15 protein-coding genes are annotated in these 15,055 nt (G+C 62.4%); 11 read left to right on the top strand and 4 right to left on the bottom strand.

What is annotated here, in order from left to right:
* Positions 1 to 39: 39 nt before the first annotated feature.
* Complete coding sequence (fabI, locus tag T281_RS02050) at positions 40 to 864, bottom strand: enoyl-ACP reductase FabI (RefSeq protein WP_013418141.1); 825 nt, start codon at positions 862 to 864, stop codon at positions 40 to 42.
* Between the two features lie 184 nt (positions 865 to 1,048).
* Here fabI and pdxH point away from each other — a divergent pair, with 184 nt between their 5' ends.
* From pdxH to T281_RS02025, 5 genes are all read left to right on the top strand, one after another.
* Positions 1,049 to 1,663: a pyridoxamine 5'-phosphate oxidase gene (gene pdxH, locus T281_RS02045; protein WP_037233372.1), complete on the top strand. Its 615-nt coding sequence runs from the start codon at positions 1,049 to 1,051 to the stop codon at positions 1,661 to 1,663.
* Positions 1,664 to 1,895: 232 nt separating this feature from the next.
* Complete coding sequence (gene queD / locus T281_RS02040; RefSeq protein WP_013418139.1) at positions 1,896 to 2,252, top strand: 6-carboxytetrahydropterin synthase QueD; 357 nt, start codon at positions 1,896 to 1,898, stop codon at positions 2,250 to 2,252.
* 140 nt (positions 2,253 to 2,392) lie between these two features.
* Positions 2,393 to 2,704, top strand: coding sequence for a hypothetical protein (locus T281_RS02035; RefSeq protein ID WP_037233368.1), 312 nt, complete (start codon positions 2,393 to 2,395; stop codon positions 2,702 to 2,704).
* On the top strand, positions 2,701 to 3,183 hold the full coding sequence (locus tag T281_RS18090; RefSeq protein ID WP_199502298.1) for an SH3-like domain-containing protein: 483 nt from the start codon (positions 2,701 to 2,703) through the stop codon (positions 3,181 to 3,183). Before T281_RS02035 ends, T281_RS18090 begins: the two co-directional genes overlap by 4 nt.
* On the top strand, positions 3,125 to 3,838 hold the full coding sequence (locus T281_RS02025) for a nitrile hydratase subunit alpha (protein ID WP_037233365.1): 714 nt from the start codon (positions 3,125 to 3,127) through the stop codon (positions 3,836 to 3,838). The genes T281_RS18090 and T281_RS02025 overlap by 59 nt, the downstream gene beginning before the upstream one ends.
* Positions 3,839 to 4,374: 536 nt before the next feature.
* Here the strand turns inward: T281_RS02025 and T281_RS02020 are convergent.
* Positions 4,375 to 6,336 (bottom strand): DUF4139 domain-containing protein, encoded by a 1,962-nt coding sequence (locus tag T281_RS02020; protein ID WP_037233362.1) that lies wholly within the window; start codon positions 6,334 to 6,336, stop codon positions 4,375 to 4,377.
* A 345-nt stretch (positions 6,337 to 6,681) separates the two neighbouring features.
* Entirely contained in the window at positions 6,682 to 9,783 is a 3,102-nt protein-coding gene (locus T281_RS02015; RefSeq protein WP_037233358.1) for a hypothetical protein, read from the bottom strand.
* A 446-nt stretch (positions 9,784 to 10,229) separates the two neighbouring features.
* Between T281_RS02015 and T281_RS02010 the strand changes: the two genes are divergently transcribed.
* A complete protein-coding gene (locus tag T281_RS02010) occupies positions 10,230 to 10,550 on the top strand; it encodes a 2Fe-2S iron-sulfur cluster-binding protein (RefSeq protein WP_037233355.1) in 321 nt (106 codons plus the stop codon).
* Positions 10,551 to 10,651: 101 nt separating this feature from the next.
* A complete protein-coding gene (locus T281_RS02005; protein WP_037233352.1) occupies positions 10,652 to 11,725 on the top strand; it encodes an NAD(P)/FAD-dependent oxidoreductase in 1,074 nt (357 codons plus the stop codon).
* Between the two features lie 59 nt (positions 11,726 to 11,784).
* Here the strand turns inward: T281_RS02005 and T281_RS02000 are convergent, their stop codons facing one another.
* Positions 11,785 to 12,108 (bottom strand): DUF1476 domain-containing protein, encoded by a 324-nt coding sequence (locus tag T281_RS02000; RefSeq protein WP_037233413.1) that lies wholly within the window; start codon positions 12,106 to 12,108, stop codon positions 11,785 to 11,787.
* A 283-nt stretch (positions 12,109 to 12,391) separates the two neighbouring features.
* Here T281_RS02000 and purC point away from each other — a divergent pair, with 283 nt between their 5' ends.
* The 4 genes from purC to T281_RS01980 all read left to right on the top strand — a co-directional run bounded on the left by purC (position 12,392) and on the right by T281_RS01980 (position 14,900).
* Positions 12,392 to 13,168, top strand: coding sequence for a phosphoribosylaminoimidazolesuccinocarboxamide synthase (gene purC / locus T281_RS01995; RefSeq protein ID WP_013418129.1), 777 nt, complete (start codon positions 12,392 to 12,394; stop codon positions 13,166 to 13,168).
* Positions 13,169 to 13,354: 186 nt separating this feature from the next.
* Positions 13,355 to 13,594 (top strand): phosphoribosylformylglycinamidine synthase subunit PurS, encoded by a 240-nt coding sequence (purS, locus tag T281_RS01990; RefSeq protein ID WP_037233411.1) that lies wholly within the window; start codon positions 13,355 to 13,357, stop codon positions 13,592 to 13,594.
* Positions 13,591 to 14,271, top strand: a complete 681-nt coding sequence (gene purQ, locus T281_RS01985; RefSeq protein ID WP_037233347.1) for a phosphoribosylformylglycinamidine synthase subunit PurQ — start codon at positions 13,591 to 13,593, stop codon at positions 14,269 to 14,271. The genes purS and purQ overlap by 4 nt, the downstream gene beginning before the upstream one ends.
* A 218-nt stretch (positions 14,272 to 14,489) precedes the next feature.
* A complete protein-coding gene (locus T281_RS01980; RefSeq protein ID WP_037233344.1) occupies positions 14,490 to 14,900 on the top strand; it encodes a hypothetical protein in 411 nt (136 codons plus the stop codon).
* Positions 14,901 to 15,055: the final 155 nt, after the last annotated feature.

The following is a 15,055-nucleotide window of genomic DNA, read 5'->3' as shown; positions in this document are numbered from 1 at the left end:
CGGCGGTCGCGCCCGCCGCAAAGCCAGTTTTACTGAAGCCTAGCTATTGGACTGAATCACGGCGATATCGGGAGCATCCTCCGCTTTCATGCCAACGACGTGATAGCCCGCGTCGACATGATGCACCTCTCCCGTTACCCCTTTGCTGAGATCGGACAGCAAATAGAGCCCCGCGCCGCCGACATCCTCAATGGAAACCGTCCGGCGAAGCGGCGAATTGTATTCGTTCCACTTCAGGATATAGCGGAAGTCGGCGATGCCCGATGCGGCGAGCGTCTTGATCGGCCCGGCCGAGATCGCGTTCACGCGGATCTTCTGGCGGCCGAGATCTTCCGCAAGGTAGCGCACGCTCGCTTCGAGCGCGGCCTTCGCCACGCCCATCACATTGTAATGCGGCATGACCTTTTCGGCACCGTAATAGGTGAGCGTAAGGAGTGAGCCACCGTTCGTCATCAGCTTCTCGGCGCGCTTCGCAATCGCCGTGAATGAGTAACACGAGATCAGCAGCGTCTTCGAAAAATTGTCAGCCGTCGTATCGACATAGCGGCCATCGAGTTCTTCCTTGTTGGAATAGGCGACAGCGTGCACGACGAAATCGAGGCTACCCCAATCTGCCTTCAGCGTTTCGAAAACCGCATCGACCGACGCGTCGTCCGTCACGTCGCACGGCAGGACGTGCTTCACGCCGACTTCAGCCGCCAGCGGCTCGACGCGCTTCTTCAACGCATCGCCCTGATAGGTAAACGCCAGTTCCGCGCCCTGGTCCGCCGCAGCCTTGGCGATCCCCCAGGCAATGGACCGATTGTTCGCGATGCCCATGATCAGGCCGCGTTTTCCGCTCATCAAAGGTGCTGTCTGGACCACGTTCGTTCCCCGATATTAACGGTGACGCATCCTACACATTAAGCCGCTCGCGTAAAGTGATAGCTTGGTGGGTGCGGACGCGATAAGTTCGGCCGTCGTTGACGCGGCGCGGGCGAGTTCGCTTGCGTGTTTACACGCCGGGCTCCAAGCGAGGCGCGTCTGCGACCAACCCCGGACCCGAAAAATGACCTCGACGACTGACGGCGATTTCACGCAGGCGAGCGATCCCCTGCCTCTCTTCGATGCATGGTTCAAGGAAGCCGAGCGGAGCGAACCGAACGATCCCAACGCAATGACCGTCGCCACCGCCGACCCGAGCGGCATGCCGAACGCGCGGATGGTGTTGCTGAAGAGCGTCGATGAGCGCGGCTTCGTGTTCTACACGAATTTCGAGAGCACAAAGGGGCGCGAGCTTCTCTTGAATCCGCAAGCGGCGCTACTTTTCCACTGGAAATCGCTGCGCCGTCAGGTGCGTGTGCGCGGCACGGTCGAACAGGTGAGCGCGGAAGAGGCCGACGCCTACTATGCCTCGCGTCCGCTTGGCAGCCGCATCGGCGCATGGGCGAGCAAACAGTCGCGACCGCTCGAAAGCCGCGCGGCGCTCGGCGAGGCCGTCAAGCATTTCGGGAAGCTGTTCGCCGGGATCGAGCCGAAGCGGCCGCCCTACTGGTCCGGCTTCCGCGTGGTGCCGCAGGAGATCGAGTTCTGGCACGACCGCCAATATCGCCTCCACGATCGCATCGTGTTCCGACGGGAGGGGCGCGACGCAGCCTGGACGAGGACGCAGCTTTTCCCGTAGGGGGTCGTCAATTCCGACCAACTTAAAGCTTGACGCAAGTTTGGCGCACATCCGTCCTTGATTCGTTCCGCAGAACGATCCGACAACATGGCTGCTATTTCGAGGTATATGCCGAACCAGCTTGCTTGCGAGCCTGAGAAAACGGAACGCAAATGTTGGAAACAAGCCGCTAGCATGGGTTATAAGGAGGCGGCGCGTCGTCGCGCCATCCGCAGTTGAGAGCATTTTTTCGATGAAAGTTACGCAGTCGTTCCGGTTCGAGGCGGCACACCGCCTGCCCTTCGTAAAGGACACCCATCCTTGCCGCCGGGTGCACGGACACTCCTATCGGGTCGAGCTTCAGCTCGAAGGGCCGGTCGATCCGGAAACCGGGTTCGTCGTCGACTTTTTCGACATCGAGGCGGCGTTCGGCCCGCTGCTCAAGCGGCTCGACCATTATTATCTGAATGAAGTCGAAGGGCTGGAAAACCCCACCGCCGAGAACATCGCCGCGTGGATCTGGGACCGCGTGAAGGACGCGCTGCCGCAACTCACCGCCGTGCGCGTTTACGAAACGCCGGAATGCTGGGCGGAATATAACGGCGCATAGCACGCGCCCGCGTGTCGTCGCCTGCGGGCGGTGCGATAACCGGCCTCACGTTGCGCGCTGACGTTGATTTTTGCATTTCGCGCACCGTCTTGCTATACCGTGATGCAGCTGTCACCAAACCGTCATCGCGGCCGTTTCCCATGCAAGAAGCTCCGAGAAAACAGAACGATATCGGCGGTTCGCCCGCTGGTGTGATCGAGTTTACCGGCCGTGAGTCGCTGCCTTGGCAAGATCGCGTCGAGGCGCTGCTCACGCTCGTACAACATCCCGCGCGCGGACTGTTCACGCCGGACGACATGCGCCGACGCATCGACAACGCCGCCGCCGAGGGCGCGACCTATCATGAGCGCGCGGTCGTGGCGTTGGCGAATGCGCTGCTCGAACGCGGTGTCGTCACGGGCGACCAACTGGCGGATGCGCTGGAAGCAGTCTCGAAACAGGGGCGGCCATGAGCGAGACGACCATGAGCCAGACGACCACCACCGATAACGAAGTCCCTTCCGACGCCTCGGGAGAAGCGGAGACACCGGCGGTGCTTGTGCCCGTCGCGCCTTCGATGCTGCCGGTCATCAAGGGCAACGAGCCGCGCTTCGGCACCGGCGACACCGTCCATGTGCGCCGCGTGATCGGTCCTGCCTATACACGCACGCCGCGTTACGTGATGGGCGCCAAGGGGACCATCTCGCGCCCGCTCGGCGAGTTCCTCAACCCCGACGACATCGCCTATGGCCGCTTCACGCCGAAGAAGATGCTCTATCGGGTGCGGTTCCGGCAGGTCGACCTGTGGCCCGACTACAAGGGCCCGCCGAACGACACTCTCGAAATCGAGCTGTTCGAGCACTGGCTGACGCTCAATCCGAAAGACAAGACCGATGATCAACTTCCTTGGTATCGTAGGGTTGCGCCGGGTCGGCGGAAGCGCCGCGCCTGAGGGTTCTACATCGCGCGCGATTGCGAAAACGCCGACAGTTGCCCCGCTCGGCTATTATGAAGCGCTCGAAGCGGCGTTGAGCGAGTTGCTCATCGCGAAGGGCCTGATCAAGGCTGTCGACATCCAGCGCGCCGTCGAAGCGTTCGACGCAGGCTCACCCGCCTATGGCGCGCGGCTCATCGCCCGCGCCTGGGTCGATCCCGGCTTCAAGTCGCGGCTTTTCGAGAACGCCAACCTCGCCGCGCGCGAGCTCGACTGCGACGCGGGGCCGGGGCGGCTCATCGTCGTGGAAAACACGCCGCATCTGCATAATCTCGTCGTGTCCTCGCTCGGCGTATCCTTCGCGCGCGCACTGCTTGGCCGTGCGCCTGCGTGGTACGAGAGCGCCGCCTACAGAAGCCGCGCCGTGCGTGAGCCGCGCCAGGTGCTCGCCGAATTCGGCACGGACATCCCGAGCTATGTCGAGGTGCGCGTCCATGATGCGGCGGCGGACCACGTCTACCTTGTGATGCCGATGCGGCCCGCCGGAAGCGAAGCCTTTCTGGAAGAAGACCTTGCCGCCCTCGTCACGCGCGAAAGCATGATCGGCGTGCAGGTGCCGCGCCTGCCCGGCCTGTTGCCGAATGAAGGTGCCGCGTCGCAACCCGAGGCTTGACGCAGGTTTCAGGCGCGCTCGGTCACTGACGCTGGTACGCTCCGCCAACGCTTGTTAGCTGTTTCGTTGCTGGGGCGGCATCGCATCAAAAGAGCGCACCAAGTCTTTGTTTTCGCATGATCTTATCGCTGAACGTGGGTCCGCTTGGACGGATCTTATTCTAGCACTTGCGGAGAAAACGTCGATCGTCTCGGCTGTCGCATTCGTCACCCCGCACAAAAAAGCAACGGCAACCGCAAGCGCGCCCAACACCGTCGCGCTTATCTTCGGATAAGGCATCGTTCGCGGAAGAAATGCATTTCATGAAAGTGTTCCCCAAACCCGGGCGGCTTCCAATCAGCCTATCCAAACCGGGTCCAACCACGCACCACGCGATCGGATGACATCGGCGCGTGGTAGAAGCAGCTTAAACCCTCCTAGACCGTTTCCGCCTCGGTATGCGAACGGAATCGCTCCGCCATTAAGCCGAAGCGATCCCGTTCCGCGCCAAGATTTTGATTTAGGCCCCGCGCCTCGTGACGCACGCAGGCCCCGCGTTACAGCACCAGCGCCTGCGCGATTTCCTCGGCCTTGCGGTTGGCGGCAGCGATGTCGCCTTCGATCTTTCGTTCTTCGGTCGAAAACGCCGCAAGCCGATCTTCCTGTGTCTTCAGGAGATCGAGATAGCGGCGGCCGAGATCGGTCCCCTGCCCTACACTCGCGAGATTCTTGCGGATGCGGTCCTGATCGTCGCTGATCTTCTTGCGCTCGCCGTCGATTTCGTCCTTGCGGTTGTTCAGCTTCGCAAGGGTGTCGACGACAACGCCGAGCTTCGCAACCGTGTCTTTCAGCGCGGGCGAAGCATTTTCCAGCCCGGAAAGCGTCGCCGCGATCTCGTCGGGCGAAAGCGACGTGAGCACGATGTTTTCAAGGTCCACGCGCTCGCGCGAGAGCGCCGTCCGCGTCGTCTTGCCTGCGGGAGCGTTCACCTTCTGGCGAAGCCGCGTCGCAGTTTCCTCGATATCCTTCGTATCGGCCAGCGGCTTCCACCCATCGGCGCGCGGCTCGTCGATGATCAACTCGCGGTCTTCGGTGGCGGGCGGCGTGATTTCGTAGTCGATGGCCCAGCGCGATTTGGTCGTCAGCGTCAGCGTGCCGCCGACCGCCTTGCCGAGACGCGCACGCGTCACGCCATGGTCGATGCGGCGAATGTCGGTGCGACCGTCGAGCGCGAAGGTCACGAAGCACGTCGCCCCTTTCGGCAGAAGCGGAAGCTGCGCATCGCCCGCGAAGTTCGCCGCGCCGTCGCCGCCCGTCTCGAACGCGGTGATGATGCCGCCCGGCAGCGCCGAAGCGCCGTCATTCGTGAGGCGCACCGCCGCCAGCGGATGACGCTCGTTCGTGTCCCGCTGATAGATGAAGGTGCGGGATGCGCTGACATCCGCATCGACGAATGGCACCATCAGCGTCGAGCCGGAGGCAAGCGTCACCTTGCCGGGGAAACGATAAAGCACCTGCGTGGCGGCTTCCTCGGCTTCGGGTGCCTGCGCGGCCGAGCCCATGGTGTGGGGGACGTAAAGGTCCGCCTCGCCATCGGCTTTCTCCATGGCGGCCATCGGCGCGGGCGCGGCGCGCAAACGCGGGGCAGCGGCCCCACCGGCGCGCCATTCCTTCCGCGCCTCGGCCTCGTCCTTCTTGGGCACGATGCGCACCCCGGCCGTGACCGGAATTTCCGGCCGGTCCACAAACACGGCGGTGTAGAGCTGCTGCTTCAGCGCGACCGGGTTGCCTGACACGAGGGTCAGTTCCACGTCCTTCCAGTCGCCGCCGGTGAGATTTTCGAGCACGCCCCAGCCTTGCAGGCGCGCCTTGCCGCCGTCTTTCGAGAGCACGAGTCGATAAGCCGTCTTCCACACCGGCGCGGCCACCACATAGCTGAACGCGGCCGCCTTCGCGTCGCCGGTCAGCGAGATCGAAAGCGTGCGCAGATCCTTGGCGCGGTTGCCCGCGAGACCGGTCAGCGCCTTGTCCACCTGGGCACGCGTGGCGGGATCGGCGAAGCGCAGCGCGGTGAGGTCTTCAAGGATCGCCTGAACCATACCTTTGGGCGTCAGCAGCGTGAGACGATGGCGTTTGACGACGCCGCCATTATTCGGAAGCTGTGCCGTCTCGTCTTCGACGCGAAAGATGCGGCCCGTGGCGTTTACACTGCCTTCGATCTCCACCTCAGCGCCGACGAGCGCGTTGAGGAGCGCGGCTTGCGACGCGAGTGCGGACTGATCGAACGGGAGGTCGCGGAAGAGTTCGGCGAGCGGCGTCTTGCCGGGGAGACTTACGGCGCCAAGCGTACCCGGTGCGGCGAACAGGGTGAGGCTCTTCAAAACGTCGTCGACCTGGTCGACACGGACGGGCAGCGACAAGGCCGCGCCCGGAGCCACCTCGCCCGCATGGGTGAATTGAGCGAGCCCGCTCGAAGACAGCACGACGCGTTTCAAGGGCAGTTCCGACGCTTCCGCCATGGTGGAAAGTCCTGCAAAAATTGCTGCTACGATTATCGGTTTCATGGTTTCGATCCAGGCAATTGCAGTGATGAACACGCTGGCAAAATGCTCCGCGAAAAGGGTGCGACTGCGGCGAAACAGCGGAACGTAGGGGTCTTTTGGTGACGCTCGGCGGGGGCGCGCGGGCAAAGATACCTCAGGCGCGCCGTTACAGCGTCGGGTTGCCGCGCGATGAGCTGCGACCCTTCTCGACAGCAGGCGACGAAACAGGCCGCAAAAAAGGCGCGGAGATCGTTCCGACCCCGCGCCCGAAATATCCGCCTACCAACTGGAGAGCGCCGAGCCGCATGGCTCCGCGTCGTTCTAACCGCCGAGCCGCCCACTGATATGCGACAGCACGAAATAGATGCGGCCCTCTTCCGAAGCCAGCCTCGACTGCACGCTTCCACCGCGCGGGTCGCTGCGGCTCAGATCCTGTAGCATCTTCTCGAAGTCGCCGAGGTAGCGCTCGACGATGGAGCGGAAAGTCTTGTCTGTCTCGTAGCGCCGCAGAACGCGGTCTACAACACCCTGCGACTGACGGCTGTAAAAGCCGCGTTGCTTGAGGATCTCAACTTCGCCACGCTTCAGGCGCTGCCAAACTTCCATTACGCGCCGCTCGTCGATGCACGCCGCGATGTCGCCCATCGTGAAGTCTGTACCGAAATCTCCCGCTTGAGGAGCGGCGGCGGGACGCGGTGCGAAGGAACCGGGAAGCCCAGCCTGTTCGTCCTTGTCGAAGAAGCTGCCGTCGTCTTCAGAGGCACGGGCGAGCAAATCGCCGAGGCTCCAGTTGCCGCGCCGCTCTGCCGCAGGAGGCTCCTGATAGACAGTCTGGACGGGCTGCGGTTGCGGCTGGGGAGGGACGGGAACGGGATCGGGCAGAGCCTGGCGCGCTGGCGGCTGCTCGGGCCAAAGCGCCTTTTCAGACGGCGGCTGACCGAAGTCGTATCCCTGACGCTGCGCTCCGAACGAAGGATCCTGCTGCTGCGGCGGAAGTTGCTGCTGCTGAACCGGCTCGCGCCTGTCGGGCGTGGAGACCGCGCTTGAATAGGCATGGCGGTTGGCGAGATCGGAAAGCGCGTCAAGCGCCGAAAGCTGATCCTGAAGAGCCCGCCGCATCGCGCCCGCGCTCTGCTTCGCCGTCTCCGGCAAGCCCTTCGCGTGTCGCTGAAGCTCGTTCTGTGCCGTTTCGAGATCGACGGTTGCGCGCCGCGTATTATCGCGAACCACGCGGGTCGTGTCGGAGAACTTGGAAGACAGAGCGGTAAGCTGGCTCGAAACCTGATCCGAGAGCGACGTGAAGTTGGCCTGCAACTCGGACACGGCCTTCTGAGTGTGCTCCTGAGCATCGACGCGGAGCCGCTCGATTTCGCGGATAGCCACCTGAGACTTTTCGGCCGAATCCTTGGCCAGAAGCTCGGTCACCTTGCGCGCGCGTAGCTCGGCCTGACTGAGAGACTGCTCCAACATGTTGGAATAGCTGTTCATCATGCGGTCGAGTTCGGTCGCGCGGGTGGACAGCGTCTCCATCAACTTTGTGAAGGCGACCTGCCGGTGCTCCATCATCGTGTCGACCTTTGCGTTCGACATTTCGAAGGTGCGTGACGCTGTGGCGAGTGCGTTGCCCTGGTCCTCGAAGCGCTTCGTGAGGCCGCCGAGCTGCGACACGAGGTTCGCGGACACTTCCTTGAGGACGCGCGCCTGATTGGTCAGAGCTTCGGAGCCGCTGTTCGATCGGACCGCCAGTTCCTCGACCGCGCGCTGGATATTGACGGAGCTCGACGTGACCGCGCGCTCAATGGACGACGCCTGCCGCGCGAGCATGTGCTCCATCGACCCGGAGTGCTTGTCCAGCGTCTCGCGGATATTCGTCGAATGCTTCCCGACCGACGTTTCGAGCGCCTGCGTACGTGCCGCGAGCGCCTGGTCGAGCTGCTTGGCGCGCTCCGACAGGTTGACTTCGAAATTGTGCGTACGGCGGGAAAGGATCGTTTCAAGCCCCTGAATGCGCTCGGCCAGCGTCGTGTCGATCGAGCGCGAATGCTCGCTCAGCACGGTCTGAAGCACGGAGGTCTTGTCGGTAAGCGTGGCGTCGAGAGACTGGGTCTTCTCGGCAAGCGCCGTTTCGAGCGCGGCAAGGTTCCGCGTCGCGCCGTCGATGATGCCGCTAAGGCGCGTCTGTTCAGTGCCTAGCTTTTCGAGGAGCACGGGAATTTCTCGCCCCACGCGCTCGCTCATGCCGATGACCGACGTCACGAGGCTGTTGCCCTTGGCGGAAATCGCGGCTGCCGTGCGGTCAGACGTCTCCTGAATGGCGCGCGTGACTTCGAGGCTCGAAACGCGCAGCGCTTCCGCGGCCTGCGCGCCATGCTTCGTAAGCTGGTCGGTGATCCGTGCGCCGCGTTCCGCGAGCTTTTCGTCGATAGCCACGCCCGCAGCCGTCACAGCGGCGGTGATCTTCTGGCCTCGGGTCGCGAACGCCTCCGACATCGTGTTGCTGGCGTGGCCGAGCGACTGCGTCGCCTTTTCGCTCGCGGCGGTTATCTCGCGAGTCACTTGCGTGCCGATGCCGCGCAACGCCTCGCTGACGCGTTCGCTGTTGTTCGCCAGCGCCTCGCGTTCGCTCGCAAGCTCGTTGATGAGATTGCGGATGCGGTTTTCGTTCTCGGTGTAGGAACGTTCGAGCGCCGCGACTTCATTATGAACGAGGGCTTCCAGTTCGCCGGCACGACCGAGCGCCCGGGAAATGGCGTCGTTCATTGCCGCGACCTGACGACGGACCGTCTGGCCCAGCGACGCAACCGATTGCTCCGCCATGCGGTCGGGCTCGGCGAGGCGCACCGCGACCTCGGTCATCGCCGACGACATGAGGCGCAGTTCCTGCGCGCGCCAGACGAGGATGGCAAGGAACCAGAACAGGGCGATCGGGATGACGACCGTGGCGACCACGCCGAAGACGGCCGGGTTCGCGATCATGTCCGCCGTGGTTTCCGCGCCGTCGAAGCTCTTCTGGAAAACGGCCCACGACACGAGCATGCCAAGCGCGAACCAGACGCCCGACGCGACAAGCGCGATCAGGAAGGGGGAACGCGAAGGCCTCTGTTGCAAGGCGTAGATGAGGCCGCCGATGGACGGCATGTCGTCGTTCGCCGGACGAGCGGCGACCCGCTTCGCGCCGCCCGAGCGGGCGGGTGCGTTGGACGAGATGTGGACGGTATTGTCCTCTGAATCCGGCGGCATGCGGCGCGGCTGGCCACCGCGCGGGCCAGGCTGCTGACCATCGCGGTTCGCGGGCGGACGAGCGTCCTGCCCTCGGGCAGCCGGATTTTTTTCGGGAGCGTTGCCGCCGGAGACCTTTTCTTTCGCCTCGTCCTCAGGCTTGAGGTCGATCGGCGTCTGAGAGATCGCTTGTTTTTGACTCATCAGGCCGTCCTGACAGCATGTAGTGTGAACGAGATTCCGCCTGCGTCGTAAAAAACACATCTTACGACGCTACGCATCGACTCCAGGCAGATCGTCATAGCCCCTCAAAAACCGCTTCGATAAACGTCACGAAATTCCCATCCGATAGCATGGCTAGCGGACTTTTGAGGCTAAAAAAAGATTACCCGAAGACACACATTTTTAATGAAACATCCAAACTTTTCCACTGAAACAACGCGTATTTAACCAGTGTCATAGTGCGATTCGATCCGCGATGATGAAGGCAGAAGCGGCTCGTGCCAGAAAACCACAGGTTTTTTTTCCGTGAAGGACAACCTCTGCCCTTGAGCGGGCTATCCAGTCTCAATCGCGCAACCGCTCGATTGGCTCCCGTGAATCTTTACCCATCTTTCCTACACACAAGAACACGCCAAGGGATTGCGGGCATGATCAAGGTCACGTTCATCGAACATAACGGAACGGTTCATACGGTCGACGGCGAGCCGGGCCAGACGCTGATGGAGACGGCGGTCAAGCATGCCGTCCCCGGTATCGTGGCCGAATGCGGGGGCGCGTGTTCCTGTGCCACCTGTCACGTCTATGTCGACGACACCTGGAAGGAAAAGACGGGCGCGCCCTCCGAGATGGAAGAGGATATGCTAGACTTCGCGTTCGACGTGCGGGCATCGAGCCGCCTCAGCTGCCAGATCCGGCTCAAGCCTGAGCTTGACGGACTCGTCGTGCGCATTCCAGAATTCCAGAACTGATGCAGGCGGGACTGCATGTTGTCGTGCTCCAAGGCGCATACGTTCGCTTGATGGCGCGCGGCAACGTGGAGCAATTATATGCGCCAGAGCACTAGGAGAGAATGGCCTTGGATATGATTGTCGGGTCGGGCGTCGATGGCGCACCGGCGGAAATCGAGACGGATGCGCTCATCATCGGTGCCGGGCCGGTCGGCCTTTTCGCCGTGTTCGAACTCGGACTCGTCGACATCAAGGCGCATGTGATCGACATCCTCGACAAGCCCGGCGGCCAGTGCGCGGAGCTTTACCCCGAGAAGCCGATCTACGATATCCCCGCGCATCCGACGATCACCGGGCAGGCGCTCACGGACCGGCTGCTCGAACAGGCACGGCCGTTTGAACCCACGTTCCATTTCGGGCAGCGCGTCGAGTCGCTGAAGAAGGTCGACGGCGGCTTCGAGGTGGAAACCGATCTCGGCACACGTTTTCGCGCGAAGGTGGTTGTGGTGGCGGCGGGCGGCGGATCGTTCACGCCGAAGCGCCCGCCTCTCGCGGGGATCGAGGGCTTCGAGGGCGCATCGGTTTTTTACGCGGTTCGCAAGATCGACGCATTCCGCGACAAGGCGGTTCTGATCGTCGGCGGGGGCGATTCGGCGCTCGACTGGACGCTGAACCTTCAGCCGATCGCCAAGAGCGTGACACTGATCCATCGCCGCGACGAGTTTCGCGCCGCGCCCGATTCGGTGAACAAGCTGCGCGAGCTTCTCTCGGATGGCTCGGTGCGTTTCATTCAGGGTCAGCTTACGAAGCTGAACGGCGATAGCGGTGCGCTGCGTTCGGTTACGATTCGCGGGCCCGTCGGCGGCCTGGACCTGGAATACGAGGTCGAGGCCGAACGGCTCCTGCCGTTCTTCGGGCTGACGATGAAGCTCGGCCCCATCGCAAACTGGGGGCTCAATCTCAACGAAAACCAGATCGCCGTCGATACGGCGCGGTTCGAGACGTCGGAGCCGGGCATCTTCGCCATCGGCGACATCAACACCTATCCCGGCAAGCTGAAGCTCATCCTGTCGGGCTTTCACGAGGCCGCGCTCATGGCACAGGCCGCGCAGAAGATCGTCTATCCGGGCAAGCGCTCGGTCTTTCAATACACGACATCGTCGTCGAGCCTCCAGCGGAAGCTCGGCGTCATATGAAAATCCCGCGAGTCGCCTCGCGGGATTGTTCAGATCGCATTAGCTCCGAACGCCGAAGCCTATTTACCCGCCTCGATTTCGGCGAGCGCCTGCCCCGTCAGTTCGAGGAGCTTGCGACGAAGCTCCTTGTCGTCGACGGCGACGCCCTTCGCCTTGAAGTCCGTCAGAACTTTCGCGATCACATCCTCGTCGCCCGGCTCAAGAAAGTCGGAGCGGATCACATCCTTGACGTATGCGTCGGCGTCGGGGCCAGAAAGCCCCAGCTTTTCCGCCGCCCAGACGCCGAGATAGCGATTCCGCCGGGCCGTCGCCGTGAAGCGCAGATTCTCGTCGCGGGCGAATTTTGCCTCGAAAGCATTTTCGCGGTCGTCGAATGTCGTCATGGTCGGAGCCTCCCTCGGCCACATTTTGCGAGGCCCTTTAACAGAGGCGCCCGCGAAGCCATCTTTGATGAATGCCTTGCGTGAATACTGTAGCATGGATAGCGTTCGCTGGCTCGAAGTCAACATGGCCACCCGCGGAATTTGGAATCGATCTGGATTTGGGACGCGCGGCGCGTTTTCCCAGCCGTTTTCGTGTGGACGCGTGACAACGCACCAAATATGCGCTTGTAGTACCGAAATGACATCCGCCCTGATAATTTCCTTCACGAGAAGGGGGTCTCCCATGAATAACCGCCGCCGCCGCATCTACGAGGGAAAGGCGAAGGTTCTTTATGAAGGACCGGAACCCGGCACCCTCATCCAGCACTTCAAAGACGACGCCACCGCGTTCAACGCCCAGAAGCATGAGCGCTTCGAAGGCAAGGGCGTGCTGAACAATCGGATTTCCGAGTATATTTTCAGCCGCTTGAACGAGATCGGCGTGCCGACGCACTTCATCCGTCGCCTCAATATGCGCGAGCAGTTGATCCGCGAAGTGGAGATCATCCCGCTCGAAGTCGTGGTGCGCAACGTCGTCGCGGGGTCGCTTGGCACGCGCCTCGGCCTCGAAGAGGGCATGCAGCTTCCGCGCTCCATCATCGAGTTCTATTACAAGGCCGACAAGCTGAACGACCCGATGGTGACGGAAGAGCACATCACCGCGTTCGGCTGGGCCGCGCCGCAGGAAATCGACGAGATGATGGCGCTCGCGCTGCGAATCAACGATTTCCTCTCCGGTCTGTTCCTCGGCATCGGCATTCGGCTTGTCGACTTCAAGGTCGAGTTCGGCCGCATTTACGATCCCGACGGGCAGGTTCGCATCGTACTCGCCGACGAGATCAGCCCCGATTGCTGCCGCCTCTGGGACATCGAGACGAAGGACAGGCTCGACAAGGACCGCTTCCGCCGCGACATGGGCGGGCTTCTCGAAGCCTACTCCGAGGTTGCAAGGCGGCTCGGCATCCTGGTCGACAACCCCGCGCCGAAGCCGTCAGGCCCGGTGCTGGTGCAATCGAAATAGCTGGTGCAGTGATTTGACATTTGAGCTTGGGTCGCGACGATGCCACTCGCTCAGATGTCAAATTCCTCCACTAGAATCGAAAAGTCGCTCGTGGTGCCGGTGAGACCGACGATTGCTCACAAGGTGCCGCGAGCTTAAACAAATGTCGGAATCGGACCAGACTCGAAGACCATGGCGGAGACGAGAATGAAGGCGCGCATCACCGTAACCCTCAAGAACGGAGTGCTCGACCCGCAAGGGCGCGCCATCGCGAACGCGCTTCACTCGCTGGGCTTTGGCGGCGTCGAGGACGTGCGCCAGGGCAAGCTTATCGAGGTGGAACTGAAGGCGGCGGACGAGACGTCGGCGAAGACCGAGCTTGACGCCATGTGCCGCCAGCTTCTCGCGAACCCGGTCATCGAAAACTACAGGGTCGAGCTTCTATGAAGGCCGCCGTCATCGTATTCCCCGGTTCGAACTGCGATCGCGACGCCGCCGTCACGCTTGAAGCCGTAACGGGCGTCAAGCCCGCGATGATCTGGCACGGCGACGAGGCCCTGCCGAAGGTTGACCTCATCGTGTTGCCGGGCGGCTTCTCCTACGGCGACTATCTCCGCTCGGGTGCGATGGCCGCACAGTCGCCCATCGTGCGCGCGGTGAAGGCCGAAGCGGAGCGCGGCGTCGCCGTGCTCGGCATCTGCAACGGGTTCCAGATCCTCACGGAGACGGGGCTTCTGCCCGGCGCGCTGATGCGCAACAGCGGCCTCAACTTCATCTGCCGCGACGTGGACCTGACGGTGGAACGCGCGGACACGGCATTCACGAACGCCTACACGCAAGGCGAACGCGTTACGATCCCCATCGCACACAAGGACGGCTCCTATTTCGCGGATGACGAGACGCTGGACAGGATCGAGGGCGAAGGACAGGTCGTTTTCCGCTATGCGACCGCTGAAGGCGGAAGCGGGAATCCGAACGGCTCCCGCCGCGACATCGCTGGCCTTATCGACCGCACCGGGCGTATCATGGGGCTCATGCCACACCCGGAACGCGCCGCCGATGCAGCGCTGGGCGGAATCGATGGGCGCCGCCTGTTCGAATCGCTTACACGGACTTTGAACTAGCGGTCCGATTTCGAAATTTACAAACGGCAGCACAGAGTTCGAGAGCAAACGTCGGAATCGAAGGACCGCCAGCAAGAATTTGTTTCTCGTGGAGCTTTGAAATTGACATTTGAGCGCGAGCGTGTGGCAGGCTGGACTCAAACGTCAAATTCGCTCCACCAGCGAGCCAGAACTTTTGCGTCTCCAAGGTCAACCGCTCCAGCGAAAGGATCGCCATCATGAGTTTCGACGACGAAGTTGATGAAGTGAAGCGCGAGATGCAGACCGCAAAGCTCGACCCCGAGGCTCGCCGCGAGACCGCCGCGAAGCTCGTCGAGCGCCTGAACGAGCAGATCGCCTCGAAGCGGCTGGACTTCGTCCTCGCCGAAGCCGAGGGCGACCCCATCGTGCAGATCAAGTACAAGCCGGACAGCGAGACGCTCGCCAACGTCTATATCCACGAGGACGGCAGCATCACCTTCCAGGCTGCGGGTGCCTCCGAAGACGCGGACGACGATGACGACGATTCGGGCTACTTCCCGAGCTATGTCGAATATATGGACGAGGAGGAATTCCTCGAAGATGCGTACGACATGCTGAAGGTCGGCGTCGCGGAATATGAACTCGACCGCGAGCAGCGCGCCGTTTGAGCCTTCGCGCGCGGATCGTCTCATTCATGGCCGGGGTTCGCCCCGGCCATGCGTTCCAACCTTGATCGTCCGGGCGAATGCGTCAGGGCGCATCGGGGTTTTGCCGATCAGCGTGTTCGCACTCGATAAATCGGGTTAGGTGCGCGTTGATCTCT

Origin of the sequence: Rhodomicrobium udaipurense JA643, from assembly GCF_000636015.1 — a bacterium.
In the GTDB taxonomy this organism is placed as follows: domain Bacteria; phylum Pseudomonadota; class Alphaproteobacteria; order Rhizobiales; family Rhodomicrobiaceae; genus Rhodomicrobium; species Rhodomicrobium udaipurense.
The sequence above is the reverse complement of the archived record's forward strand: the minus strand, read 5'-3'. Positions and strand labels throughout refer to the sequence as shown.